Here is a 25,663-nt window from a genome sequence, read left to right on the forward strand (position 1 = left end):
GCCGCCCGAACCCGGAATCCCCAGGAACGGACGATGACGACAACAACGATGAGACGCCTTCGGACAGGCGCGGCCGCCCTGATGCTGGTGCTCTCGGCGGCCGTGTCCCTGCTCGGTGGCTCGCCGGCCGCGGCCGCCGACACCGACGCGACGGCGCCGAGGTCCTCCACGGGACAGCGCTGGGCGCTGAAGGTGAAGGACGCGGTCGAGAACAAGTGGTACTTCGTCGCCGCCGAGTTGAGCGACTCGCTCAGCTCGGCGCAGAAGGGCAAGCTGCGGGCGCGGACTCCGTACGATCCGGCGTCGCCGACGCTTCCCGTCGGCAGCTGGGAGACGTTCACGCTGCACACCGCCGACGACGGGACGACGGTTTCGTTGCGCAACGAGCGGAACGGGCTGTACGTCGCGACCGAGATCGACTACGCCGACCCGCAGCAGTACATGCTGCGCGCCCGCTCGGCGAGGATCGGCACCAGTGCCTCGGCGTGGGAGAAGTTCGTCCTCACGGCCGACAGGGAGGAGCCCGACGCCTTCAACCTGCGGTCCGTGGCCGCGAACGCCTATGTGCGGGCCAAGTTCAGCCATAGCGGGGACCCGGGCCTGCTGCTCGCGAACGCCGCCTCCCCCGCGGGTTCGTGGGAGCGGATCAGGCTCGTCCCCGTACCGCTCCCCGCGACCGGGGAGTACGGGTACGGCGCGGAGCCTCCGGCCGCCGCCGCGGGACCGGCCGGCACCGTCCGCGACGTCGTGTCGTGGAACGCCTGCTCCAACGACAACAGCGCCTGCCCGCTCGACAACGCCGAGGTCGGCACCGTCGCGGACACAGTCGGCGACCGGGCGCGCAACGCGGCGGCGGACGTGATGTTCGTCCAGGAGTTCTGCGAGAAGGCGGCCGCGCCCCTGGAGAGCGGGCTCGAACAGCGGGCCGTCGGCGGCTCGTCGAGCTGGAGCGTGCGCTTCGCCCCGATCTACCGCAAGCTCAAGGCCACCGGGTTCCCCGCCCAGAAGCACTGCGCGAACTCGGCGACGGGCGCCGACCGGGGCGCGTACGGCACGGCCGTCGCCGTTCCCGGCGAGAACGTCTGGTACCGCTCCTGGACCCTGCCGTCACGGGACACCGCCGAGCAGCGCCCGCTGCTGTGCGCGACGGTGCCCTCCCAGGGCACCGCCTACTGCGGCGGGCACTTCAGCGCCGGCATCGCCGGTGACGACGTGTACCAGGCGGGGGCCAACGAGCACCCCACCGGCTACTACCGCAACCTCCAGGCCCGTACCGCCGTCGAGCAGGCCACGATGCTGCGCGGCCGCGGGTACCAGGTCGTCCTCGGCGGCGATCTGAACGCCTCCCCGCCGGACGCCCCACAGGGCCCGGGGACGGCGCCCGCCTGGGTCCTGGAGCCGCTCTACTTCCAGGCCGGCACGGCGGACGCGGGCTTCGAGGAGTGCGACCAGTCGGCCAACGGCGGGCTGCGCACCGGTGCGCCCACCCATGTGAGCTCCGGCTCAAGCCTCAAGCTGGACTACGTCCTCGGTCCGACGTCCGCGGACTACTCCTGCTCCGTCACGGACACCGGCCTCTCGGACCACCGGCTGATCCGGGCGACGGTCGCGTTCCACTGACCCCGGCCGGCCCGCGTCCCCGGCCCTCCCCACCGCACCGGGGAGGGCCGGGGGGGCCGGGGAGGCGCCTCAGCCCGCCGTGCGGGCCATCCACGCCTCGACCTCGTCGGCCGTGCGCGGCAGCCCCGCCGACAGGTTCTCGTGGCCGTCGGCCGTCACGACCAGGTCGTCCTCGATGCGCACGCCGATGCCGCGCCACTCCTCCGGCACGGTGAGGTCGTCGGGCTGGAAGTAGAGGCCGGGCTCGACGGTGAGCACCATGCCCGGCTCCAGGACGCCGTCGACGTACTCCTCGTTGCGCGCGTGGGCGCAGTCGTGGACGTCGAGACCCAGCATGTGGCCGGTGCCGGCCATGGTGAAGCGGCGCTGGAGGCCGAGTTCGTAGGCGCGGTCGGCGGGGCCCTCGATGAAGCCCCACTCGACGAGCTTCTCCGCCAGGTAGCGCTGCGAGGCCACGTGGAAGTCGCGGTAGGCGGCGCCCGGCTTCACGGCGTCGAAGCCCGCCTGCTGGGCCTCGTACACCGCGTCGTAGACCGTGCGCTGCACCTCGGTGAAGGTGCCGCTGATGGGGAGGGTGCGGGTGACGTCGGCGGTGTAGAGGGAGTGGGTCTCCACACCGGCGTCCAGGAGGAGCAGCTCGCCGGGGCGGACCGGGCCGTCGTTGGAGGTCCAGTGCATGATCGTGGCGTGCTCGCCGGCCGCGGCGATCGTGCCGTAGCCGACGTGGTTGCCCTCCAGGCGGGCGCGGCGGTAGAAGGTGCCCTCGATCCAGCGCTCGGAGGTGGCGATCGCCTTGGAGAGCTCGCGGATGGCGTCGTCGAAGCCGCGGACCGTGGAGTCGACGGCCTTGCGCATCTCGCCGAGTTCCCACTCGTCCTTGACGAGCCGCAGGTCGCTGAGGACCTCTTCGAGGTCGTCGTCGCGGTCCTCGTCGGTGGTGACGGCGGCCTCCAGGGCCGGGTCGATGCCGCGGACGATGCGGGTGGGGACGTCCGCGCCGGCGGTCAGGTCCTCGGTGAGCGTCCGGACGTCGCGGCAGGGCAGGCCGAGGACGCGCTCGGACTCGGCGAGGGAGCGGCGGCGGCCCATCCACAGCTCCGCGGTGTAGCCGATCCAGAACTCGTCGGTGTCCCTGCCGTCGCGCGGCAGGACGTACAGGGCGGCGTCGTGGCCGCCGTCCGCGCGGGGTTCCAGGACGAGGGCGCAGTCGCGGGCCTGGTCGCCGGTCATGTGGACGTAGCCGGTGTACGGCCGGAAGGGGTAGGTGTCGTCGTTGGACCGGACCTTGAGGTTGCCCGAGGGGATCACGAGCCGCTCGCCGGGGAAGCGCGCGGAGAGCGCCTCGCGGCGGCGGGCCGCGTAGGGCGCCTGCTCGGCCGGCTCCAGGTCGTGCCGCTCGGTGTCCGCCCAGCCGGTCCGCATCAGCGCGGAGAGTTCCTCGGAGATCCCGTCGTACAGGCCGTTCTTCCGCCCCTTGGCCACGATGTGTCCCTTCGTCGTGATGGATCGTGATGCGTCGCCGGGCAGGGCGCGTCCCACCCCCGTGCCCGGGACGCGCCCACTGCCGCCGTTGCCCGGCGCCGTCCCGGACGCTAGTCCTCGGCGGGCCCGCCGGGGGCCAGGAAGTGTCAGTGGCACTGATCGGCCACCCGGGCCGCGGAACGCCGATAATGCGGGGCATGACGAACGCGAGACTCGGCGAGGCACTGCGGCTGCTCGGCATCGACGAGGCGGCCGTCCGGGTCTATCTGGCCCTCCTGGAGCGGGCGCCCGCCCCGCTGCAGGAGATAGGCGGCGCGGCCGGGCTCGGCGGCGCGGAGCTCGCCGCGGCGTACGACGCGCTGGTCGACGCCGGTCTGGCGAGCACGGCGGCGGCGCCCGGGGACGTGGTGGCGCCGGTGCCGCCGGCCGCGGGTCTGGAGATCCTGGCCCGGCACCGGGCGGCGGAGCTGGAGGAGTCGCGGATCGCCGTCGGTGGCGCGTTCGAGTCGTTCCGGCGGCACCGGCTGGCCGCGTACAACGACGATCTGGTCGAGGTCGTCACCGGGGACGCCATCGGTCGCCGGATGCGGCACGCGTGGGCGAGCGCCCGCGAGCAGATCCGGCAGTTCGAGTCGCCCCCGTACGTGCCGGTGGTCGGCGCGATGGAGGACTCGCTGGCCACGCTCGCGCGGGGCGTACGTCAGCGGGTGGTGTACTCGCGGGAGTCGCTGGAGCACCCGGGGCACCTCAAGGACGTCATCGAGCCGTGCGTCGAGGCCGGCGAGCAGGCCAGGGTGCTCCCCTCGGTGCCGGTGAAGCTGCTGATCATCGACGAGGCGTACGCGCTGGTGTCGCTGTCCATCAAGGAGGCCGACGTCGTCAACACGATGCTGGTCGTCCAGCCGTGCGGGCTGCTCTCCGCGCTGGTGGCGCTGTTCGAGCAGTCCTGGCAGAACGCGCTGCCGCTGCACGGCGGCGCCGCCCGCCCGGGTGGCCTGGCCCCCGGCGACCGGCGCCTGCTGCGGCTCCTGGCGGGCGGCGCGAGCGACGAGGTGATCGCCCGTGAGCTGGGGATCAGCCGCCGGACGCTCTTCCGCCGCCTGCAGATCCTGATGGCCCGGCTGGGCGCGGCGAACCGCTTCCAGATGGCCCTGCAGGCGCAGCGGTCCGGCTGGCTGTGATCCGCGCCCCGATCAGCCCTCCGCCTGCGCCGCCGCGTCCTGCTTGAGCACCCAGCGGGTCAGGGCGACCCGGCTGGACAGGCCGAGCTTGGAGAAGATGTGGCGCAGATGGCTGTCGACGGTGTGCGGCGACAGGAAGAGCCGGGCCGCCACCTCGCGGTTGGTGAGCCCCTCGGCGACCAGCCGGGCGACCTTGATCTCGGAGCGGGTCAGCTGGCTCCAGGCGAGGGACGCGAGCTGCGGCGGGCCCGCCGCCGTGCGCACCTCGGGGGGCCGGCCGAGCCGTTCGGAGACCCGGTCGGCGTCCATCCGGAGCCCCGCGGTGGTGAACAGGTCCAGGGCCTCGCGGATCAGGTCGGTCGCCTCGTGCCGGTGGCCGGTGTGCTGCATCGCCGCGCCCAGGTCCTCCAGGGCCTCGGCGCGCAGCGGCGTCCTGGGGCTGTCCTGGTAGGCCTCGACGGCGGCCCGCAGCATCGCCGGGTCCCCTTCCAGCAGCCCGCGGGTGTGGGTGTCCGCGGCGGCGAGCGACACATAGCCGGGGTTGCGGCGGGCCAGTCCGCTGATGGCGTCCGCCACGACGCTCGCGATGTCCCGGGCGCCGGTCCTCAGGGCGAGCCGCACCACCCTCGGGGCCGCGCCGGGCTCCTGGGTGAACAGCAGCACCCGGCCGGGCAGGCTGTCCAGCAGCGGCTTCAGCGCCTCCATCGCCTGCTCCGGACGGCCCTCGGCCTCCAGGAGCAGTGCCGTACACCAGGCCAAGTCCTCGACCCGCGAGCCGATGCCCTCCGCGGAGAGCTGCCGGGCGCACTCCAGCCGGGTGCGGGCGGTCTCCAGGTCGCCCGAGCACAGCGCCAGCCGGGAGAGGGTGGCGAGCAGGGGCACGCCCATGGCCATGGTGGTGAGCTGTTCGGCCATGCGCAGTCCGGCCTCGGCCTCGGCCACGGCGTCGTCGATCAGGCCGCGGGCCAGCCACAGTTCGGCCCGGTGGTAGTGCCACAGGGGCTGCGACCAGGCGGTGCCGAAGCGGTGGGCCTCGCGCTGGCCGTACTCGTAGACCGCGGCCGCCTCGGTGAAGCGGTCGGCCGCCGCCATGGCGGAGCCCAGCCACAGGCGCGGGTGGAGCTGGGCGGCGGCGCCCCCGTACTCGTCGGCGATCTGGACGGCCTCGCCGGCCAGCGTGATGGCGCCGGCGATGTCGCCGGAGGACTGGGCGGCGATGCTCTGGGCGGCGATGCCGAGCGCCATCGAGGGGTACTCGGCGGAACTGCGGGCGAGCAGCACCGCCTGGTCGGCGGAGACGGCCGCGTCGGTGAGTCCGCCCGCGTTGAGCAGGGCGTGGGCCTGGATGGCCAGGACCCTGGCGCGGACGGAGTCGGCCACGCTCGGCAGCGCCAGGGCGCGCTCGGTGTAGCGGACGGCGGCGACGTCCTGGCCCGCGTGCTTGAGCGCGGAGGCGAGGCCGTACAGCAGCATGGCCTCGGTCTCGGGGTGCATGCCGGTCTTGAGGGCGGACTCGCCCAGCTCCTGCGCCTCGGCGAGCCGGCCGACGGTGGACAGCAGCCCGACCGCCTCGGCGGCGAGCCGCGGTCGCACCGGGTGGTCCTCGCCGATCGCCTTCAGGGTGCGCAGCGCGAGGTCGGCGGCGGTGCTGGGCGACGTGCGCGCGAGTTCGGTGATGGTGGTGTGCAGCGCGTCCACGGTCTGGCTGTTCCAGTGGGAGCTGCCGCGGATGAGGTGTTCGGCGATCTCGCTGGCCGGGCGGTTCTCCGCGCGCAGCACGGTGACCGCCTCGCGGTGCAGCACCTTGCGTACGGGACCGGGGATGGCGCTGAGGACGGACTCGCGGATCAGGTCGTGCCGGAAGGCCAGCTCCGTGCCGGTCTCCATGAGCGCGTCCTGCTGCATCGCCTCTTCGGCGGCGGCCACCAGTTCGACGGCCCTGCGGCCCCAGAGGCCCGCGGCCTCGTGGACGGTGAAGGGGCGGCCGAGTACGGCTCCGGCTTCCAGTAATCGGTGGGCGTCCTGCGAGAGGCTCTGCAGGTGCCGCTGGACCGCGTCGACGAAGCCGGCCGAGAGGTCGGCGACCGACCGGTCGCCGAAGCCGCCGGGCAGGCCGTCCACCCCGGGCAGCGCCCTGCCGCCGTGCTGCCCGCTGAGCAGCTCCTCCAGGAGGAAGGGGTTGCCGCCGCTGCGGCGGGCCAGGCCCAGGAGGTGCTGGTCGGGTTCGGTGCCGAGGATCTCCGCGCACAGGGCGTGCACGGCCTCGTCGTCGAGGGGCCGCAGCTCCATGCGCTCGACGCCCTCCTGGAGCAGCAGCTCCACGGCGCTGCGCCCGGGGGAACGGGACGGCGCGGTGCGGCAGGCGAGCAGCCACAGCACGGGCGAGGAGGTGAGGGAGGGGACGAGCAGGCGCAGCGCCAACGCGGTCAGTTCGTCGGCCCACTGGACGTTGTCGAGGGTGATCAGGAGCGGGCGCTCGGCGACATAGCGCTCGAGGCGCTCGCCCAGCTGGTCGATCAGCCAGAAGCGGTTGGCGGCCGGGTCGCCCAGTTGGTCGAAGTTGTCGACGACCAGCGGGGCGCTGTTCCTGAGGGCACCGAGCAGGGTGCTCAGGGGGGCGACGTGGTCGAGCTTGGTGGCGCGGCCCTCGGCCGTGGCCACGCCGAGACCGGTCGCGTACTCACTGGCGGCGGCGAGCAGGCGGCTCTTGCCGATGCCGGGCGATCCCTCGATGACCAGACACGCACCGGTGCCGGCCGTCGCGTTGTCGAGCGCTGTGCGGATGCGGGCCAGTTCGGCGTCTCTGCCGACCATGCGTCCCACTGGCATATGCGTGTCCTCCCCCAATTCACACGCTGCTTCTCAACTGGTGCGCCCCTGGCGCTCCGTGATGTCCGTCACGCGTCCGGCGCCGCCATCGTCGCACAGGGCGCCAGGCTACTGTTCGAACTCCCGGACGGCGACCGGGCGGATCGGGCTTGATCAACTGGATACCACGGCATGGTGGGCACATGACCGATCCTCGCACCTGTGGCGTGATCGGATCGCCCGCATTTCCCACCGGTGCGAGGGCGCGACGGATCGACGCGGCGCCCTGACGGCGACCCGGGGAGGCCGCGCCGCACGCCGGAGGCATGACGGCACGGCGGAAGGGCGCGGCGGACACCGGTCCGGACAGCGCCGGAATCGCGCCGACGAGGCGCGAAATCCATCAGGTCCCCCGCCGTTTCACGCCGTACGGCTCCGGCGCGACGGTGCCGGGAACGGCGGGCGGGGCGGCTCCGGCCCGCCGTTCCCGGCCCGCGCCCTGCCCCGGCGGACTCGACCGGCCCGCATCCCGTCCCGGCGGACTCGACCGGCCCGCATCCCGTCCCGGCGGACTCGACCGCCCGCGCCCCGCTGCCCCGGCGGACTCGACCGGGCCGCCGGGGGGCGGTCAGAAGCAGCTGTCGATCAGCTGCAGTCCCTGCTCCGGGCTGAGCCGCGGGTCGCACAGCGTCGTGTAGCGCCGGGTCAGGTCGTCCTCGCTCGCGACGGGGCCGCCGACGCACTCGGTGACCTGCTCGCCCGCGGCCTCCAGATGGATGCCGCCCGCCGGCACGCCCTGCTCGGCGAGGGTCCGCAGGAAGATCCGCACCTCCTCGACGAGGGTGTCGAGGTGCCGGGTCTTCAGGCCGTTGGCCGCGGTGACCGTGTTGCCGTGCATCGGGTCGCAGAGCCAGACCGCGGGGTGCCCCGCGTCCCGTACCGCGGCGACGAGCCCGGGCAGCGCCTCGGCCGCCCGGTCCCGGCCCATGCGCGCGATCAGCACAAGCCGGCCGGGGGTGCGCTCCGGGTCGAGGAGCGCGCACAGCCGCCGCAGTCCGGCGGGGTCGGCGGTCGGTCCGACCTTGCAGCCGACCGGGTTGGCGAGGGTGGCGAGCAGCTGCACGTGGACGGAGTCGGGGTCTCGGGTGCGCTCGCCGATCCAGGGCAGGTGGGTCGAGGCGAGATACGTCCCGAGTCTCGGGTCCTCGCGCAGCAGCCCCGCCTCGTAGTCGACCACGAGGGCCTCGTGGCTGGACCACGGTCCGAGGGACGGTCCCCGGTGGCCCGCGGCCGCGTCCTTCGCCGCCCGCGCGGAGCGGTGCTCGTCCACCCGGGCGAGCACCTGGGAGGCGGCCCGGTAGGCCCACAGCATGCGGCGGGGGTCGGGCTGCCGGGCGGCCCGGCTCGGCACCTCGGAGTTGACCAGGTGTCCGCGGAACGAGGGCAGCAGCCGGTCCTCGTGCCGCTCGACCGGCTTCGACCGGGGCTTGGCGTACTGGCCGCCGATGCGGCCGATGCGCAGGACGGGGCGGCCGGTGCGGCTCCCGAGCGCCTCGGCGAACCGGTCCAGCATCTCCAGGCGTGCGCCGATCGCCTCGGGCGTGCACTCGTAGAAACTCTCGGCGCAGTCGCCGGCCTGCACCACCACCGACTCGCCGAGCGCGACCCGCGCGAGCGCGTTCCGCAGTCGGACCAGGTCGTCCGGTTCGACCAGGGCGGGCGCCGCCGTCAGGGCCTCCATCGAGGCGGCGTACGCCGGGTGGTCGCGCCACTGCGGGTTCTGCGCCGCGGGGACGCCGGTCCAGCGGTGCGGACCGGACGGGGAGAGGGCGGTGGAGGCGGCGGGTGTCGCGGGGACCATGGCTGACTCACTCATCGGCGTCGTCGGGGTCATGGGCGGCATCGGCGGGCCATCCCCGGGAGGAGGCCGGAAGGGCGGACGCGGCGCACAGGGCACCGGCCAGGGCGGACTGGACCTGGGCGTACTTGACGGCGGACGCGTCACCGGCCTGCCCGGGAACGGTGTGGAAACCGCCGTGTCTGCGGTCGGCCAGCCGGTCGATCGCCGCCCGGGAGACGGCCGTCGCCCCGTGGTCGTCGTGTCCGCGGGAGCGGAGCACCGCGCCGGCGAGCAGCAGATGCGCGGCCTCGCCGCCACTGATCCCCACCCTGGCTCCCCGGGCGCTGAAGTGACGGACCGTCAGGGCCATCGTCCGGTTCGCGGTGTCGACGTGCTCCGCCGAGTCGAGCATGCGGGCGGCGTGGGCCAGGGCGAGGGCGATCCGCGGATCGCCGCCGGGGGTGGGCAGTTCATGGGCGGCGCGGCCCAGGGTCTCCGCCATCCGCGGGAGTTGTTCCGTGTCGACGTCGGGCTCGCCGAGCGCGTCCGCGATGGCCAGCGCGCGCAGGGCGGCGGCCGCGGTGAGCGGCGAGGGGGTGGCGTCCTCGGTGCGCTTCCAGTCCTCGCTGAGCGCGCCGGGGAAGGCGCCGTCCCGGCAGGTGCTCAGGCAGCGGTTGAGCAGGTCGACCGCCCTGACCCGGGCGACCGGGTCGGCGGTGTACCGGCTGCCGACGAGCAGCGCGGTGGCCGCGTGGAACTGGTGGCGCAGGGTCCGCGCCCGGCCCTCGGGGCGCACCCGCCAGGACCGGTCGGCCACCTCGGAGAAGCCGGGCCGGCCGTCGCGGTCGAGCAGCGCCTGCAGGCCCTGGAGGGCGATCGGCAGCTCCTCGGGCGCGTTGCCGGCCAGCGCGAGCACCGCGGCGGACTGGTCGGCGAGGTGCTTGTCGCCGGTGATCGGGCTGCCGCCGGCCGCGGGGGCGGCTCGGTGCACCCCGCCCTCCCTGCGGTCGAGGAGGTGGCGGGCGAGCCAGCGCATGGCGGAGTGGCGCAGGAGTTCCGGCTGGGTGGGCCGGTGGCCGTCCGGCACGTCGCCCGGGGGCGCGCTGCCGGGCGGTCCGTCGCGTCGGGAACGGTCGGGCCGGTCGGGCCGGGTGTGGGGCATGGGGGTTTCCTCGTCGTCCTCGTCCGGTGGCAAGAGGTTCCGGGGGTGTGGTGTGCGCATCGTGTGGCGGTCGGGGCTACTGGGCCGCTCCGGCGGCGGACCGGATCCCGGCGGCGGGCGCCGGGGCCCCGGCCGTGATCCGGACCGGGCCGAGGACCCCGCGCAGCAGCTCCCCGAGGATCCTGGGGCCGTGCTCGGTGAGCACCGACTCGGGGTGGAACTGGACGCTGGCGAAGCCCGGGCCGCGCAGCGCGTGGACCTGGCCGGTGGCGGGATCGCGGGACACCTCGACCGGGCACGGCAGGCCGGGCAGCCGGAACGCGTCCGCGGCGCTGACCGCGGCGAAGGTGTTGTAGAAGCCGACCAGCTCCTCGCCCCAGGGCAGCCGCACCGGCAGCTGGACGCCCTGGTTGGGCCGGTCCCTGCGCACCAGGTCGAGACCGAGCACCCCGGACACCACCTGGTGGCCGAGGCAGACCCCGAGGAAGGGCACGTCCTTGGCGAGCAGCCCGCGGACCGCCCGGCGCAGGGCGGCGATCTTCGGGTCGGCGAGGTCGCGCGGGTCGCCGGGGCCGGGGCCGACCACGGCGAAGTCGTACGCCGAGGGGTCGGGGTGGTCCCGCCAGGAGCGCACCTCGACACGGCAGCCGAGCGCCTCCATCTGCCGGGCCAGCATGGCGGTGAAGGTGTCCTCGGCCTCGATCACCAGCCCCCGGCGCTCCGCGAGCTCCGGCGGACGGTCCGGCTCGCCGCGCCCCGGTTCGAGCCAGAAGCGGGCGAGCGAACGGTTGCGCTCGCGCAGCAGGTCGCGGACGAGGGGGTGGTCGCCGAGGCGGGCGGGGGCCGGGCGGGCGGCCGGGGTGGCGGCGGGCGCCGGTTCGGGGGTGCCCGACTCGGCGGGATCGGCCGGCGCCGCTGTCTCCCCCACCCCGAAGGCCGCCAGCAGCCCCGCCGCCTTGGCGCGGGTCTCGGCGGCCTCGGCGGCCGGGTCGGAGAGGCGGACCAGGGTGGCGCCGACGCCCAGGCGCAGCCGCTCGTCGGCGACCTCGGCGGTGCGGATGACGATGGCGGAGTCCAGCGCCGCCTCGCCGGCGGAGTCCCGGCCGATCAGCGCGGCCACGCCGCTGTAGTAGCCGCGGCCGCCGTGCTCGTGCCGGGCGATGACCCGGCAGGCGTTCTCCAGCGGGCTGCCGGTGACCGTCGGGGCGAACATGCTGCCCCGCAGGATCTCGTCGGCGCCCGCGCGGGTGCGGCCCTCGATCAGGTACTCGGTGTGCGCGAGCCGGGCCATCTCCTTGAGATAGGGGCCCTTGGCGATGCCGCCGTCCGGGCAGAAGCCGGCGATCATCTTCAGTTCCTCGTCGACGACCATCAGGAGCTCGTCGGATTCCTTCCGGTCGGAGAGGAACTCGGTGAGGTCGGTCAGCTCGGGACCCGTGGGCGGATAGCGGTAGGTGCCGCTGATGGGGTTCATGACGGCGGTGCCCGCGTCCACGCTGATGTGCCGTTCCGGGGTGGCCCCGAGCAGCATGTGGTCGCCCGTGTGCACCAGGAACACCCAGTACGCGCCCTGGCTCTGGGCGAGCAGCCGGCGGTAGACCGACAGGGCCTGCTCCCGGCCGAAGCCGGGCAGCTGGGCCGTGAACGTGCGGTGGATGACGAAGTTGGCGCCCTCGCCGGTGCCGATCTCCTGCTTGATCACGTCGCGGACGACCGACTCGTACTGCTGGTCGTCCAGGTCGAAGCGGCCCTCGCGCAGCTCGACCGGGGTGTGCGGCAGCCGGCGCAGCAGCTCGTCGACGGCGACGGTGCCCTGGCGGCGGACGGTCAGGGTGCGGATCGGCGCGTGGTCGTCCTGGCACACGAAGCCGCGTTCGGTGATCTGGCGGTACGGGATGAGGGCGAGCAGCTGGTGCCGGGGTTCGCCCGGCCCGGCGTCGCCTTCCGCCCCGCGGGGCCCCGGCACGCCGGGCGCGGGGTCGGTCAGCGGGAGCTCGGAGAGCAGGTCGGCCGTTCCCGGCTCGCCCAGCAGGATCTCCACCCGGTCGCCGGTCCGTTCCGGCCGGTACAGCAGCGCGAAGGCCTCGGGCGCGGGGGGCGCGTCCGTGCCGGTCCCGTCGGCGTCCGTGCCGAGGAGCAGGTCGAGGAGCTCGCTCATGCCCCGACCTCCCGCGTCCGGCCGAGCACCAGGTCGAGGAGGGCCGAGGCGTCCTCGGGGAGGCGGTCGCCGCGCCAGGCGGCGTGCTGGTCGGGGCGGACGAGGACCAGGTCGGCACCCCAGACCGTGCGGACGCGGGCGCGGTCAGCGCCGTCGACGGCGAGGTGCTCCAGCGGCACGCCCTGCTCGGCGGCCTGCTTGGCGAGCGGAGCGCCGGCGCCCGAGCCGGAGAGGTCGACCAGGGTGAGCCCCGGTCCGAAGCGGTCGAAGAGGGGGGTCCCGTCGGCGAGTCGTACGGCGGGCACCCGGCCGCCGGGCCACACCCGGGGCGTGATGCCCGTCCAGTCCCAGCGCGGGGCGGGTCCCGGTTCGGGCGCGATCACCGGGGAGCGGTGGTAGCGGTGCCCGAAGTGGATGCCGGAGTTGTCGACCTGGTACGACTCGCGCTCCAGGAAGCCGGCCAGCTGCTCGCGGGAGGCGCCGTCGCGGGCGAGCTGCCCGAAGCGCCGCCAGACCTCCAGGAGGTTGCTCGACATCTCCTTGTTGAACAGGGCGACCGGGCGCCGCTCGGCCTCGTAGCTGTCGAGGAGCGTCTCGCCGCCCCAGCCGCCGACGCGGGCGGCGAGCTTCCAGCCGAGATCCACGGCGTCCGCGATGCCGGTGTTCGCGCCGTGGCCGCCGAAGGGATAGAACTGGTGGGCCGAGTCGCCCGCCAGGAAGACCCGGCCGACGCGGTAGCGGTCGGTGACGGCGAGGGTGCCGGTCCAGTGGCTGACCGTCAGCACCTCGTCCACGGTGAAGTCCTCACCGAGCTTCTCGCACATCGCGGCCACCGGATCGCCCTCGAAGCGGGTGCCGTCGGGTATCTGGAACGAGGCGGTCCAGAGTTCGCCCTCGTCCCGGGAGACCAGGGTGATGCCCCGGGCGCTGGTCGTGATGAACGCGCGCCCGTGCCGCCGCAGCAGCGGGTCGGAGCTGCGGAAGTAGACCGAGCAACGGCTGCTGGAGGGGCCGCTGACGGGCTGCTCGACGCCGAGCGCGCGGCGGACCGCGCTGCCCCCGCCGTCGCAGCCCGCCAGATACGCCACCCGCAGCTCGCCGCCGCGGTCCGCCGGGCCCTGGGCGCGGTCGGCCAGGGTGACGGTGACCCCGTCGGCGTCCTGCCGCAGGGCGGTGACCTCGACGCTCTCGCGGAAGTCGACGAGCGGGTGTTCCCGCAGCGCCTGGCGGAGCACGTCCTCCAGCAGCGAGCCCGTGATCCGCAGATAGGGCTCGGTCGCCCCGGTGCCGTCCTCCGCGGCGGCGTAGCGCTCGGCCTGCGCCCGCGGCGAGGGCTGACGCCACACCGCCACCGGCGGCTCGTCGAGGCCCGTCAGGAACACGAAGTCCGAGTCGTGCTCCGCGGGCACCGCCCCCTGCCTGATCCGGTCCGCGAGACCGAGCCTGCGCAGCAACTCCATACTGCGGGCGTTGATGTAGTCCATCTTCGGGAACAGCGGCGGCGCGGCGGCCCGGTCGGCCACGATGCTCCGTACGCCCTGCCGGGCCAGCTCCAGCGAGAGGATCGCACCCGCCGGACCGGCGCCGGCCACCAGCACGGGAGCCTCGTCCCGCGTGCGGCTCCGCAGCTCTTGCACACCCACGTCGGACGGCTCCTTCGGCTCCTGCACGGCCCCCTTGGACACGCGACGTTGACCCCATCCTCACCGGGTGCCCGGTGCCCGGGGATCACGACTTCGCGTGATCCCCGTGATCTCCCGCCCCGGACGCGGGTTGCCGGATATCCCGTGAAACGGCGATGACCGAAACCGTGTGCTGGACCAGGCTTGGCGTCGCCGTTCGAACAGATGGGTGAGGCCGTCTTCGGGTCACAGCGACCGGAAGGCATCTGACAGCAGACAGACACAGCCGACGGGGACTTCTGACATGGACGTGCTGGTTCAGAAATACGGTGGCAGCTCCTTGGCCACCGCCGAGCGCCTTGACGCGGTGGCCGCGAGAATCGCCGCGACGCACCGGGCCGGAGCGTCCACCGTCGTCGTCGTGTCCGCCAGAGGCGGCGCCACCGACGACCTCCTCGCGCAGGCCGCCGCCGCCGGCGGCTCCGAGCTCGGTTCGGAGCACCTGCGCGAGACCGACCAGCTGCTGGCGACCGGGGAGTGTGCCTCGGCCGCGCTGCTGGCGCTGACGCTGCTGCGCCTCGGGGTGCCGGCGGTCTCGCTGACCGGGGCCCAGGCGGGCATCTCGGTGGTCGGGAAGCCGGGCTCCGGGATCGTCGACCGGATCGACACCAGCCGGATCAGCGGGCATCTGGACCAGGGCAGCGTCACCGTGGTCACGGGCTTCCAGGGCCGCAACGACCACGGGGACACGGTCACGCTGGGCCGGGGCGGCTCGGACACCAGCGCCGTGGCCGTGGCGGCCGCGCTGAAGGCGCGGCGCTGCGAGATCTACACCGACGTCGACGGGGTCTACAGCGCGGACCCGACCCACGTTCCCGGCGCCCGCAAACTCCCGTTCGTCCACGCCTCGATGATGGCGGAGATGGCGTTCGCGGGAGCGAAGGTCCTCCATCCGCGGGCGGTGGAGCTGGCCGCGCTGCACGGGGTCGAGCTGCACGTCCGCACCTCGCTCGGAACTCAGGAGGGAACCGTTGTCGGACACGGAGAGGAAGAGGGAGGCGAGATGACCTCGCTGGAAACGGGGGGCGCGGTCGTCGCCGTCACGTCGGACCCCGACGTGGCCAGGGTCCTGGTGCACGCCAGGGGGCGGAGCGATCTCGCGGCCGAGGTGCTGTCGATCCTCGCCCGGCACGCCGTGCCGATGGATCTGGTGGCCCGGTCCGGTCCCCACGAGGAAGAGTTCCGGATGGGGTTCACCATCCGCAGGAGCCATGTGCCCGAGGTGGAGCCGGCGCTGGAGAAGGCGGTCGCCGTGCACGGCGGGGAGGTCCGGGTGGACTCGGACGTCGCCAAGGTCTCGCTGATCGGCATGGGGCTGCTCAACCGTCCCGAGTACGTCGCCCGGATGACCGCGGTGCTCGCCGCCGCCGGCATCGCGACCAGCTGGGTGTCCTCCTCCCAGTTACGTGCCTCGGTCACCGTGCCCGCGGACCGTCGCGTGCAGGCGCTGTGCCTGCTGCACGAGGAGTTCGACCTGTCCGGAGCCGGCACCGAGCAGACCGTGGCGCTCTGAGCCACCGAATTGGGGAGGTCAAGCGTGTCCGTCAACTATTCCGCGCGCAGTCTGCGCCTGAAGCGTCTGTTCCGTCACCGCGACCAGCGGCTGATGGTCGTCCCGCTGGACCATTCGATCGCGGACGGCCCGCTCATCGCCCGAGGCGGCCTCGACGGCCTGGTCGGGCAGCTGGTCGGCAACGGGGTGGACGCGGTGGTGCTGCACAAGGGCAGCCTGCGCCACGTCCACACCGACCGGTTCGCCGGGATGTCGCTGATCATGCATCTGAGCGCCAGCACCGCGCACGCCCCGGACCCGGATGCCAAGTACCTGGTCACGGGCGTCGAGGAGGCCCTGCGGCACGGCGCCGACGCGGTCAGCGTGCACGTCAACCTGGGCTCCCAGGACGAGCGGCAGCAGATCGCCGACCTCGGCGCGGTGGCCGATGTGTGCGACCGCTGGAACGTGCCGCTGCTCGCGATGATGTACCCGCGGGGCCCGCGGATCAGCAATCCGCGTGACCCCGGGCTCGTCGTGCACACCGCCACGCTCGCCGCCGACCTCGGCGCGGACATCGTCAAGACCCTCTACACCGGCTCGCCCGATGACATGGCCGACATCGTCGCGGCCTGCCCGATCCCCGTGATCGTGGCGGGCGGTGTCCGGGTGGACGCCGAGGACCAGGTCCTGGACTTCGTGAGCGACGCCGTGCGCGGCGGAGCCGCCGGCGTCGCCATGGGCCGCAACGTCTTCCAGGCCCCCGACCCGGGCGCGATGGCGCGCAAGATCGCGCAGATCGTGCACAGCCCGAGCGAGGGACCCGGTGTGTCGTCCCCGCGCCGGGAGGCGCTCGCAGCCGGCGCCGTCTAGCCGAGCCCGTCCCACCGGACATGACCGCAACCCGTTTACGTGCCACATATAAGGAGCCGTACCCGTGAAGCTCACCTGGATCGACGTCCGCTCGCTGAAGAACGCCAAGAAGGCCGTCATCGAAGAGGCCGTGCACCAGCGGATCGACGGAGTCGTCAGCTCCAGCCTCTCGGATCTCAAGGGCCTGCCGCCGACCGTGAAGAAGGTCTTCTTCCCGCAGGGGAAGGAACTCCCCGCCGAGTTCGGGCCGGCCGACGTGGTGATCCTCTCGGACCGTCAGGGAGACGCCGCCGAGCTTGCCAAGGCCCACCCGACGGTCGAGTTCGGACGTTTCGTGGAGATCGTCGACGCCGAGACGCTGGAGCACGCCTGCGAGGCCTCCCGCGAGGAGAAGTGGGCGCTGCTGCTCTTCCGCGACCCCACCAAGATTCCGCTGGAGATCGTGCTGGCCGCCGCGGCCAAGGCCGACGGCAGCATCATCACCGTGGCCGAGGACGTGGAGGAGGCCACCATCATCTTCGGTGTCCTCGAGCACGGCTCGGACGGTGTGATGATGGCGCCGAAGACGGTCGGCGACGCCACCGCCCTGAAGGCCGCCGCCGAGGCCCAGCCCGCCGAACTCCAGCTCACCGAGCTGGAGGTGGTGCGCACCGAGCACATCGGCATGGGCGAGCGCGCCTGCGTCGACACCTGCTCGCACTTCCGCGAGGACGAGGGCATCCTGGTCGGTTCGCACTCCAAGGGCATGATCCTGTGCGTCAGCGAGACGCACCCGCTGCCCTACATGCCGACCCGCCCGTTCCGCGTGAACGCGGGCGCGATCATGTCGTACACCATCTCCGGTGAGAACGACCGCACCAACTACCTGAGCGAGCTGAAGGCCGGCAGCAAGGTCCTGGCGGTCGACGTCAAGGGCCAGACCCGGGTGGTGACGGTCGGCCGGGTCAAGATCGAGTCCCGTCCGCTGATCTCCATCGACGCGGTCGCGCCCGACGGGCGGAGCGCCAACCTGATCCTGCAGGACGACTGGCACGTCCGGGTCCTCGGCCCCGGTGGCGTGGTGCTCAACAGCACCGAGCTGAAGCCCGGCGACAAGGTGCTCGGCTACCTGCCGACCGCCGACCGGCACGTCGGCTACGCGATCGACGAGTTCTGCATCGAGAAGTAGGGGCGCGACCTGATGGAGCGGCAGCCTGTATTCGATTTCCACGCCAGGCTGCCCGGCGTCCCCGGCGCGCTCGACCGGCTGCTGTCCGTGATGGACGGCAGCGGGATCGCGCGCGCCGGGGTCGCGGCGGGCGGTGTGGTCGACCTGGACGTGCTGGCCCGGCAGTTGATCGAGGGCGGGCACGTGACCGCGGACCCCGACAACGCCGGGGTACGGGACGCCGCCTCGGCCGCCGGCGGACGGCTGACGCCGTTCTGGTTCGGCAACCCGCACCGCGGGGCGGCCGACTACCGTGCGCACGGCGGCGGATTCGCCGCCCTCGAGCTGTCCCCGGCGGTGCACGGCGTCCCCCTGGACGATCCGCGCACCGCCGCCTTCCTGGACCTCGCGGCGGAGTTCGGGCACCCCGTCTACGTGGTGTGCATCGACCGGGCCGGCTGCCGGGTGTCGGACCTCGCCGCGCAGGCGGCGAAGCGGCCGGAGACGGTGTTCGTCCTCGGCCATCTCGGCATCGGTCTCATCGACACCTACGGGATCGACCTGGTGGAGCCCGTCCCGAACGTGGTGGTCGAGACCTCCGGGGCGTTCGGCTTCACCGTCCGGGTCGCGATCGAGCGGCTCGGGGCCGAGCGGGTGCTCTTCTCCGCCGAGCACCCGCTCCAGCATCCCTCGGTGGAGCTGGCCAAGTACCAGGCCCTCGGGCTTCCCCGGCCGCTGCTCGACCAGGTGCTGTGGCACAACGCCCACCGGATTCTCGGACTGGAGACACCATGAGCCGGCAGTTCTCGGAGCGCCTCCCCCAGCTGGGCGACTGGCGCGACCAGGAGCAGCTCCGCAAGATGCAGGACGAGCAGCTGCGCGAGCTGCTGGTCTGGGCGCGGAACTCGCCCTTCTACCAGCGGCGTTTCGGGTCCGGCCCGGCGCCGGCCTCGCGCGCCGACTTCGAGGCGCTCGCCCTGACGGGCAAGCAGGACCTCCGGGACGCCTATCCGTTCGGCATGCTGGCCGTGCCGAAGGCCGAACTGGCGACGTACCACGAGTCCAGCGGTACCGCGGGCAGCCCGACCCCCTCGTACTACACCGAGGCCGACTGGGTCGATCTGGCGGAGCGGTACGCCCGCAAGTGGGTGGGGATCGGGCCGGACGACACCTTCCTGGTCCGCACCCCGTACGCGCTGATGATCACCGGTCATCTGGCCCAGGCGGCGGCCCGGCTCAAGGGCGCCACGGTGGTCCCCGGCGACAACCGTTCGCTGGCGATGCCGTATTCGCGGGTGCTGCGGGTGCTGCACGACCTCGGGGTCAGCCTGACCTGGTCGATGCCGACGGAGATCCTGCTGTGGGCGGCGGCGGCCCGCGCCGCGGGGCTCGTCCCGGACCGCGACTTCCCGTCCCTGCGCGCGGTGTTCGTGGGCGGTGAGCCGCTCAGCCCGGCGCGCCGGGCCCGGATCAGCGAGATCTGGGGCGTTCCGGTGGTCGAGGAGTACGGCTCCACGGAGACCGGCAGCCTGGCCGGCGAGTGCCCCGAGGGGCACCTGCACCTGTGGGCGGACCGGGCGGTCTTCGAGGTGTACGACCCGGAGACCGGGGCGCTCTCGGCCGACGGCTCGGGCCAGCTCGTGGTCACCCCGCTGTACCGCCAGGCCATGCCGCTGCTGCGGTACAACCTGGAGGACAACGTCGAGGTCTCGAACGAGCCCTGCCCGTGCGGCTGGCAGCTGCCGACCGTCCGGGTGCTCGGGCGTTCCTCCTTCGGCTACCGGGTCGGCTCCGCGAAGGTCACCCAGGCCCGCCTGGAGGAACTGGTCTTCGGGCTGCCGGTGGAGTACGGCGTCATGTTCTGGCGGGCCCGGGCCGGGGCCGATCTCCTGGAGCTGGAGATCGAGGTCGACACCCCGCACCGGGAGGCCGCGCGGACCGCCCTCGCGGCGGCGATCGAGGCCGAGTACGGGGCCGTTCCGGCCCGGATCGACGGTGTGCCGCTCGGCTCGCTGGTGCCGCAGGAGGCGCTCACCGGCGTGCACGACGTGGTGAAGCCGCGCAGCCTGTTCGGTCCCGACGAGGACTGGAGCAAGGCGCTCCTCTACTACTGATCCACTTCCGAAGGTCCGTCCACCAACGAGTCCCGGCTGTCGCGGGCGGCGCGGGAGGCATGAAAGGAGAGCAGCGCATGGCGGAGGTACCCCCAAGAATCGCGATCGTCGGCGCCGGTATCGCCGGGGTCGCGCTCGCCGTGGCCCTGTCCAAGCGCGGTCTCACCTGCGACGTGTTCGAGCGCACCCGGCACCTGCGCGAGATCGGAGCCGGGATCCAGATCTCGCCCAACGGTTCTCGACTGCTGCTGGCCCTCGGCATCGGCCGCAGTCTGGACCGTGCCGGGGTGCGGCCGGAGTCGATCGACGTACGCAACTGGGCCGACGGCGGCACGCTGGCGCGGACCGTCCTCGGCGACGCGTGTACCGAGATGTACGGGGCGCCCTACCTGGCCCTGCACCGTGCCGGGCTGCACAGCGCGCTCGTGGAGCAGCTGCCCGAGTCCGCCCTGCACCTCGGCATGGAGTGCGTCGAGGTGGACGAGCTCGACGACGAGGTGGTGCTGCGGTTCGCGGACGGCTTCGAGTTCCGGGCGGACGTGGTCATCGGCGCGGACGGCATCCGGTCGACCATCCGCGGGCGGATGATCGGCGACGAGCCCCGGTTCTCCGGGCAGTCGATCTACCGGGCCGTGGTGCCCGCGTCGGCCTGGCCGGCGGTGGCCGAACGGCCGCACGTGTCCATCTGGATGGGTCCGGGCCAGCACTGCGTGGCCTACCCGATCTCGGGCGGCGGCTCGGTGAGCATCGCCGCCACCGCTCCGGCGGGCGACTGGCGGGAGGAGTCCTGGTCGGCGGAGGGCTCGCCCCGGGAACTGCTCGACGCCTACGAGGGCTGGGCGCCGGAGCTGGTGTCGCTGCTGTCCGCCGCGACGCACGTGACGCGGTGGGCGCTGTACGACCGTGACCCGGTGGACCGCTGGAGCAGCGAGCGGGTGACCCTGATCGGCGACGCCGCGCACCCGATGCTGCCCTTCGGGGCGCAGGGGGCGGCGCTGGGCCTGGAGGACGCGCTGGCACTGGCCGTGTGCCTGAAGGACGCCACCGCCAAGACGGTCCCCGACGCGCTGCGCCGCTACGAGGAGCTGCGCCGGCCCCGCGCCGAGCAGGTCCACCGCTTCATCCGCGAGAACGAGCGCCACCACCACGTCGAGGACGGCGACCGGCAGCGCGAGCGGGACGCCGCCCTGGACACGGACTTCGGGCTGCGTCAGCGGGCCTGGCTGTTCGGGTACGACGCCGTGGCCGAGGCCACGGGCCGGGAGTGAGCGAACCACCATCACCGCACCACCACCAACGAGGCAGGGGGAGCCAATGAGCACGGTGTTGTCCACCGGTACGGAGGGAATCAGCGGACGCGTCGCCGTCGTCACGGGCGCGGGCCAGGGGATCGGCGCGGCCGTCGCCCGGCTCCTGGGCGAGCACGGGGCCCAGGTTGCGCTGTGGGACGCGGCGCCGGAGCCGGTGACCGGTGTGGCCGCCGAACTCGACGCCGCCGGCGTCAAGAACACGGCGATGTGCGTGGACGTCCGCGACAGCGCCGCGGTCGAGGCGGCGGCGGAGCGGGTGGAGCGTGAACTCGGCCCGGTGGAGCTCCTGGTGAACGTCGCCGGGGTGCTCCGTACCGGCGCCGTCCTCGATCTCGCCGACGAGGCGTGGGACGAGGTCTTCGGCGTCAACGTGCGCGGGGTGTTCGCGGTCTCCCGTTCCGTCGCCGGCCGGATGGCCGGCCGCGGCAGGGGGGCCGTCGTCACCGTCGCGTCCAACGCGGGCGGCGTGCCGCGCATGGGCATGGGCGCGTACGCCGCGTCCAAGGCCGCCTCGTCGATGCTCACCAAGTGCCTCGGGCTCGAACTGGCCGGCCGGGGCGTGCGCTGCAACGTGGTCTCCCCCGGCTCCACCGACACCCCGATGCTGCGGGACATGTGGGAGGCGGCGGGCGACGGGGCGACGGACGCCACCGTGCGCGGCTCGCTGGACGCGTTCCGGGTCGGGATACCGCTGGGGCGGGTCGGGACCCCCGAACAGGTCGCGCAGGCCGTGCTGTTCCTGCTCTCCGACCAGGCCTCCCACATCACCCTGCAGGACCTGTACGTCGACGGCGGCGCCGCGCTCGGCTGACCGTACGCGGCCCCCGCGTCCGTCACGACCGCCGCGTCCGCCCACGAAGGAGAATCGAGATGGCGATAGCGCCCATTGCGCCCTATCCGCTGCCCACCGAGAGCGAGCTGCCGCGGAACCGGGTTTCCTGGCTGCCGTCGGCCGACCGGGCGGCGGTGCTGGTGCACGACATGCAGCGCTACTTCCTGGCCCCCTTCGACCGCACGGCCGAGCCGGCGGGCCCGCTGCTCACCCATGTGCGGCTGCTCCTGGACACGGCCCGGTCGCTGGGCATGCCGATCGCGTACACGGCGCAGCCCGGTGACATGGACCCCGCCCAGCGCGGACTGCTCCAGGACTTCTGGGGGCCGGGCATGAGCAGTGCCCCCGAGGACCGCGAGCTGCTGCCGGAGATCGCGCCGACCGGCGACGACACGGTGCTGACGAAGTGGCGCTACAGCGCCTTCCACCGCACCCCGCTCGCCGAGCTGATGCGGGAGCGGCGGCGGGACCAGCTGATCGTCGTGGGGGTCTACGCCCACATCGGGTGCCTGGCCACCGCGTACGACGCCTTCGCCCACGACATCCAGCCCTTCCTGATCGCGGACGCGCTGGGCGACTTCGGCCCGGCGGAGCACCGGCAGGCGCTGGACCAGGCCGCGGACCGGTGTGCCGCGGTGCTGACCACGGCCCAGGCGGTCGAGGCGATCAGGTTCCCAGGAACGAAAGGAAAGCAGTCATGACCTTCATCACCGACGGGATCACCGACGGGTTCACCCTGAGTCCCGGTGAGGGGCGGCCGATCGGCCACCAGGTGAACCTCAAGGTGGGCAGCGAGCACACCCCGAACCTGCTGGCCGTGGAGTGCGAGTTCGCGCCGGGCTTCGACGTCGGCGCGCACAGCCACTCCACCCACGAGGAGATCTTCTACGTCCTCGAGGGCGAGGTGGAGTTCTTCGCATTCCAGCCCAAGGTGATCACGTCCGAGCCCGGCTCGTGGACCCAGTGGGAGTCCAAGACCGGCCAGAAGGTGACCCGGGCGACGCCCGGGACCGTGCTGTACGTGCCCAAGGGCACCCCGCACGGCTTCCGCAACCCGGGCGACGTGAAGATGCGCTTCCTGCTGGTCGGCACACCGGCCGGGCACGAGAAGTACCAGCAGGAGATCGCCGACCTGCTCGCCTCGCCCCCGAAGGACGAGGAGGACCTGCGGCGCGCGGTGGAGGAGATCCGCCGCCGGAACCACACCGAGCAGCTGACGCCGGCGGTCCGGGCACCCTCGGACATGTGACCCGGCCGCGCGGCACCGCGGGCCGGTCCCCTTCCGGGGGGGCCGGCCCGCGGTGCTGCCCGCACGGAGGCAGGGCCGGCGCCGGCGGAATGCCGTGTTCACGCTATGCCGGGAGCCCGTGCCTTGGCCCGTAATGGGTACCTCTACCCCGTACCTGTACCCATGACCTCATTTCGAGGTCCCGTACCGACACAGGAGTCCTGTTCCATGCCTGACCGAGCCGTCACCCTCACCCTGTGGTCGGACCTGAGCTGTCCCTGGGCCACCCTCGCGCTGGACACGCTGCACGCCGAGGCCGAGCGCCTGGGCGTGGAGTTACTGGTCGACCACCGGGCGTTCCCGCTGGAGCTCTTCAACAGCATGGCCACGCCGAAGCACATCATCGACAGCGAGATCGTCGCCATCGCCGGGCGGCTGCCGGAGCTGGGCTGGCGCCTGTGGCACGCCCCGGAGTCCACGTACCCGGTGACGATGCTCCCGGCCATGGAAGCCGTGCAGGCGGCCAAGGACCCGGCCGTGGGCGGTCTGGCGGCAAGCGACCAGCTCGACACCGCGCTGCGCCGCGCCTTCCTGGTGGAAAGCCGCTGCGTCAGCATCCCCGCGGTGATCCTGGAGGTCGCCGGCACCTGCCCGCTCGTGGACACCGACGCCCTCGCGGCCGCCATCGCCGCGGGCCGGGGGCGGGCCGAGGTCTACCGGGACTGGGAGGAGGCCAAGCGCACCTCGGTGCAGGGCAGCCCCACCCTGTTCGGCGACGACGGGAAGCCCGTGCACAACCCCGGCGCGCGCTACCACTGGTCCAAGGACGTCCCGCCGCCGGAGGGCGGCTTCCCGGTCCTGGAGGAGTACAGCCGCGACTGGGCGGCGGACCTCCTCGGCGTCAAGGACTGAACCGCATGGTTCCGGCCCCCCACGCGGCCGGCCGTTGACGGGATTCCGCATGGCCTACCGGCCGGTTTCCGTCGCTGATCAAGATCCCTCGAACACGTGATGTGCCGGCGCGGCAGGACAGAGATGCTGCGTACGTCACCTCGGGCAGCGGAGGTTAGGAGCGTATGGACAACGTCCCCGTAGTCGTGGTCGGTGCCGGGCCGGTCGGGATGATGACGGCACTGGAGCTGGCCCACCACGGTGTGGCCTGCGTGCTCGCCGAGCAGAACGCCGGCCCCACCGTGCATCCCAAGATGGAGTTCACCAACCCCAGGACCATGGAGCACCACGCCAGGCTCGGGGTGGCCGACGACATCCGCAGGGCGGGCGTGCCCGCCGAGTATCCCTTCGACGTGCTCTGGTCGACCGGCCTCGACGGCGAGAAGCTCGCCGTCTGGCGCCAGCCCTCGGTCGAGCAGAAGTGGCGGGAGATCCGGGAGGACAAGGACGGCGGGCAGCCCAGCCAGCCGTACCAGCGCGTCTCCCAGGCCGACCTGGAGCCGGTCCTCCTCGACCACTGCCGTCGCCACCCCCTGATCGACGTGCGCAACCTCTGGCGCTTCGAGTCGCTCGACCAGGACGCCGAGGGTGTCACCAGCACCTTCCGCGACCTGTCGGACGACACGGTCCGCACGGTGCGCTCCGGATACGTCGCGGCCTGTGACGGCGCCGGCAGCGCCATCCGGCGTGCCGTCGGGATCCCGCTCACCAACGGCGGCATCGCGGACGGCGAGGGCGGCGAGGTCCACGACCTGCCGGCCGCGTACTCCGTGACGTTCCGCAGCTCCGACAGCGAGAAGCTGTTCCGCCACGGCTACTTCTGGCACTACTTCACCAACCGCTATGTGGTCATCTCGCTGGACGAGGCGGGTACCTGGGCCCTCCACTCGATGCGCGGGGAGGACTTCGATCCGCCGCCCACCGATCCGGCCGCCTGGATCCGGGCCCAGCTCAACCTCGACCTGGACATCGAAGAGGTCCACGTCAGCTCGCGCTGGACGCCGAAGTACCTGATCGCCGACGGCTACCGGGCCGGCCGGGTGTTCCTCGCCGGCGACGCCGCGCACCAGATGTTCCCCTCCGGCAGCCACGGCATGAACACCGGTGCCGGGGACGCGGTCGACCTGGGCTGGAAGCTGGCCGCGGTGATCAACGGCTACGGCGGGCCCGGGCTGCTCGACAGCTACGAGGCCGAGCGGCGCCCGGTCGGGCTGCGCAACATGGCCCAGTCGCGCCGCCACCTCGATGTGCACTTCCAGTTCATGCGGCTCGGCGGGGAGGGCGCGACGCCCGCCGAACAGGGCAGGTTCCTGTCCGCGCAGCCGGGCGAGAACACGTACGAGGGCATCTACCTCGACTACCGCTACGGCGGATCGCCCATCGTCTGGGCCGACGGGACGCCGGAGCCGCCCGCCGACCCGCTGCGCTACATCCCGAGCACCTGGCCGGGTTCGCGCCCGCCGAGCCTGGTGCTGGACGACGGCGATCAGCTCTTCGACCGGTTCGGCCGCGAGTTCACGCTGATCGACCTGGTGGGGGACGGCAGGGCCGACGCCCTGCTGGCCGCCGCCGACGAGGCCGGTCTGCCGGTCACCCATGTCGTGGTCAAGGAAAGCCGCGTGCACGACGTGTGGGACTGCGACCTGGCGCTGGTCCGGCCGGACCAGCACATCGCCTGGCGCGGGGACCGCTCCCCCGCCGACCCGGCCGCGGTCGTCGACCTGGTGAGGGGCGCGGCGGGCAACGCCGCGCCGTCCAGGCAGGCGGCGAACTCGTGACGGGC

The 25,663-nt window shown here is 73.3% G+C and carries 19 protein-coding genes; 13 read left to right on the forward strand and 6 right to left on the reverse strand.

The annotated features are described in order from the left end of the window. The first annotated feature begins 48 nt into the window (after positions 1-48). Positions 49-1,620 carry a fascin domain-containing protein gene (locus tag ACH414_RS17650; RefSeq protein ID WP_398942359.1) on the forward strand — a complete coding sequence of 524 codons (1,572 nt, stop codon included), beginning with the start codon at positions 49-51 and terminating at the stop codon, positions 1,618-1,620. A gap of 69 nt (positions 1,621-1,689) precedes the next feature. Here the strand turns inward: ACH414_RS17650 and ACH414_RS17655 are convergent, their stop codons facing one another. Next, positions 1,690-3,102, reverse strand: coding sequence for an aminopeptidase P family protein (locus tag ACH414_RS17655; protein ID WP_386566829.1), 1,413 nt, complete (start codon positions 3,100-3,102; stop codon positions 1,690-1,692). Between the two features lie 197 nt (positions 3,103-3,299). Here ACH414_RS17655 and ACH414_RS17660 point away from each other — a divergent pair, with 197 nt between their 5' ends. Then, positions 3,300-4,283 carry a LuxR family transcriptional regulator gene (locus tag ACH414_RS17660; protein ID WP_382534007.1) on the forward strand — a complete coding sequence of 328 codons (984 nt, stop codon included), beginning with the start codon at positions 3,300-3,302 and terminating at the stop codon, positions 4,281-4,283. A gap of 12 nt (positions 4,284-4,295) precedes the next feature. Here the strand turns inward: ACH414_RS17660 and ACH414_RS17665 are convergent, their stop codons facing one another. The 5 genes from ACH414_RS17665 to ACH414_RS17685 all read right to left on the reverse strand — a co-directional run bounded on the left by ACH414_RS17665 (position 4,296) and on the right by ACH414_RS17685 (position 13,894). Further along, positions 4,296-7,097: an AAA family ATPase gene (locus ACH414_RS17665; protein WP_398942361.1), complete on the reverse strand. Its 2,802-nt coding sequence runs from the start codon at positions 7,095-7,097 to the stop codon at positions 4,296-4,298. Positions 7,098-7,719: 622 nt separating this feature from the next. After that, positions 7,720-8,952 (reverse strand): 3-deoxy-7-phosphoheptulonate synthase, encoded by a 1,233-nt coding sequence (locus tag ACH414_RS17670; protein ID WP_382534003.1) that lies wholly within the window; start codon positions 8,950-8,952, stop codon positions 7,720-7,722. A gap of 7 nt (positions 8,953-8,959) precedes the next feature. Further along, the gene (locus ACH414_RS17675; protein WP_398942363.1) at positions 8,960-10,093 is read right to left on the reverse strand and encodes a hypothetical protein; all 1,134 of its coding nucleotides are present in this window, start codon (positions 10,091-10,093) and stop codon (positions 8,960-8,962) included. A gap of 76 nt (positions 10,094-10,169) precedes the next feature. After that, a complete protein-coding gene (locus ACH414_RS17680; RefSeq protein ID WP_382534000.1) occupies positions 10,170-12,251 on the reverse strand; it encodes an anthranilate synthase family protein in 2,082 nt (693 codons plus the stop codon). Beyond that, the gene (locus tag ACH414_RS17685) at positions 12,248-13,894 is read right to left on the reverse strand and encodes an FAD-dependent monooxygenase (RefSeq protein ID WP_382533998.1); all 1,647 of its coding nucleotides are present in this window, start codon (positions 13,892-13,894) and stop codon (positions 12,248-12,250) included. Before ACH414_RS17685 ends, ACH414_RS17680 begins: the two co-directional genes overlap by 4 nt. Positions 13,895-14,177: 283 nt before the next feature. Between ACH414_RS17685 and ACH414_RS17690 the strand changes: the two genes are divergently transcribed. The 11 genes from ACH414_RS17690 (at position 14,178) to ACH414_RS17740 (ending at position 25,658) form a co-directional block, all read left to right on the forward strand. After that, positions 14,178-15,446 carry an aspartate kinase gene (locus ACH414_RS17690; protein ID WP_382533997.1) on the forward strand — a complete coding sequence of 423 codons (1,269 nt, stop codon included), beginning with the start codon at positions 14,178-14,180 and terminating at the stop codon, positions 15,444-15,446. A gap of 24 nt (positions 15,447-15,470) precedes the next feature. Next, a complete protein-coding gene (locus ACH414_RS17695; protein WP_398942365.1) occupies positions 15,471-16,298 on the forward strand; it encodes a 2-amino-3,7-dideoxy-D-threo-hept-6-ulosonate synthase in 828 nt (275 codons plus the stop codon). A 64-nt stretch (positions 16,299-16,362) separates the two neighbouring features. After that, positions 16,363-17,466 carry a 3-dehydroquinate synthase II family protein gene (locus ACH414_RS17700; RefSeq protein ID WP_382533993.1) on the forward strand — a complete coding sequence of 368 codons (1,104 nt, stop codon included), beginning with the start codon at positions 16,363-16,365 and terminating at the stop codon, positions 17,464-17,466. A 12-nt stretch (positions 17,467-17,478) separates the two neighbouring features. After that, positions 17,479-18,240 carry an amidohydrolase family protein gene (locus ACH414_RS17705; RefSeq protein WP_382533991.1) on the forward strand — a complete coding sequence of 254 codons (762 nt, stop codon included), beginning with the start codon at positions 17,479-17,481 and terminating at the stop codon, positions 18,238-18,240. Then, entirely contained in the window at positions 18,237-19,559 is a 1,323-nt protein-coding gene (locus ACH414_RS17710) for a phenylacetate--CoA ligase family protein (RefSeq protein ID WP_382533990.1), read from the forward strand. The genes ACH414_RS17705 and ACH414_RS17710 overlap by 4 nt, the downstream gene beginning before the upstream one ends. A 77-nt stretch (positions 19,560-19,636) precedes the next feature. Then, a complete protein-coding gene (locus ACH414_RS17715) occupies positions 19,637-20,827 on the forward strand; it encodes an FAD-dependent monooxygenase (RefSeq protein ID WP_386566826.1) in 1,191 nt (396 codons plus the stop codon). A gap of 46 nt (positions 20,828-20,873) precedes the next feature. After that, the gene (locus ACH414_RS17720) at positions 20,874-21,680 is read left to right on the forward strand and encodes a 2,3-dihydro-2,3-dihydroxybenzoate dehydrogenase (protein WP_382533986.1); all 807 of its coding nucleotides are present in this window, start codon (positions 20,874-20,876) and stop codon (positions 21,678-21,680) included. Positions 21,681-21,739: 59 nt separating this feature from the next. Next, positions 21,740-22,402, forward strand: coding sequence for an isochorismatase family protein (locus ACH414_RS17725; protein ID WP_382533985.1), 663 nt, complete (start codon positions 21,740-21,742; stop codon positions 22,400-22,402). Continuing rightward, entirely contained in the window at positions 22,399-22,950 is a 552-nt protein-coding gene (locus ACH414_RS17730; protein ID WP_382533983.1) for a cupin domain-containing protein, read from the forward strand. Before ACH414_RS17725 ends, ACH414_RS17730 begins: the two co-directional genes overlap by 4 nt. Positions 22,951-23,157: 207 nt before the next feature. Next, a complete protein-coding gene (locus tag ACH414_RS17735) occupies positions 23,158-23,841 on the forward strand; it encodes a DsbA family protein (protein ID WP_391768836.1) in 684 nt (227 codons plus the stop codon). Positions 23,842-24,005: 164 nt separating this feature from the next. Next, positions 24,006-25,658 (forward strand): FAD-dependent monooxygenase, encoded by a 1,653-nt coding sequence (locus tag ACH414_RS17740; RefSeq protein WP_386566824.1) that lies wholly within the window; start codon positions 24,006-24,008, stop codon positions 25,656-25,658. Positions 25,659-25,663: the final 5 nt, after the last annotated feature.

This window comes from Streptomyces sp. NPDC020422, assembly GCF_044386705.1.
Lineage (GTDB): Bacteria > Actinomycetota > Actinomycetes > Streptomycetales > Streptomycetaceae > Streptomyces.

Bases quoted from the DNA above. Each gene is read 5' to 3' on its own strand.
- ACH414_RS17710 (WP_382533990.1), top strand. From the start codon at position 18,237: ATGAGCCGGCAGTTCTCGGAGCGCCTCCCCCAGCTGGGCGACTGGCGC.
- ACH414_RS17665 (WP_398942361.1), bottom strand. From the start codon at position 7,097: ATGGTCGGCAGAGACGCCGAACTGGCCCGCATCCGCACAGCGCTCGAC.
- ACH414_RS17730 (WP_382533983.1), top strand. From the start codon at position 22,399: ATGACCTTCATCACCGACGGGATCACCGACGGGTTCACCCTGAGTCCC.
- ACH414_RS17715 (WP_386566826.1), top strand. From the start codon at position 19,637: ATGGCGGAGGTACCCCCAAGAATCGCGATCGTCGGCGCCGGTATCGCC.
- ACH414_RS17675 (WP_398942363.1), bottom strand. From the start codon at position 10,093: ATGCCCCACACCCGGCCCGACCGGCCCGACCGTTCCCGACGCGACGGA.
- ACH414_RS17660 (WP_382534007.1), top strand. From the start codon at position 3,300: ATGACGAACGCGAGACTCGGCGAGGCACTGCGGCTGCTCGGCATCGAC.
- ACH414_RS17680 (WP_382534000.1), bottom strand. From the start codon at position 12,251: ATGAGCGAGCTCCTCGACCTGCTCCTCGGCACGGACGCCGACGGGACC.
- ACH414_RS17670 (WP_382534003.1), bottom strand. From the start codon at position 8,952: ATGGTCCCCGCGACACCCGCCGCCTCCACCGCCCTCTCCCCGTCCGGT.
- ACH414_RS17725 (WP_382533985.1), top strand. From the start codon at position 21,740: ATGGCGATAGCGCCCATTGCGCCCTATCCGCTGCCCACCGAGAGCGAG.
- ACH414_RS17690 (WP_382533997.1), top strand. From the start codon at position 14,178: ATGGACGTGCTGGTTCAGAAATACGGTGGCAGCTCCTTGGCCACCGCC.
- ACH414_RS17720 (WP_382533986.1), top strand. From the start codon at position 20,874: ATGAGCACGGTGTTGTCCACCGGTACGGAGGGAATCAGCGGACGCGTC.
- ACH414_RS17650 (WP_398942359.1), top strand. From the start codon at position 49: ATGAGACGCCTTCGGACAGGCGCGGCCGCCCTGATGCTGGTGCTCTCG.
- ACH414_RS17705 (WP_382533991.1), top strand. From the start codon at position 17,479: ATGGAGCGGCAGCCTGTATTCGATTTCCACGCCAGGCTGCCCGGCGTC.
- ACH414_RS17735 (WP_391768836.1), top strand. From the start codon at position 23,158: ATGCCTGACCGAGCCGTCACCCTCACCCTGTGGTCGGACCTGAGCTGT.
- ACH414_RS17740 (WP_386566824.1), top strand. From the start codon at position 24,006: ATGGACAACGTCCCCGTAGTCGTGGTCGGTGCCGGGCCGGTCGGGATG.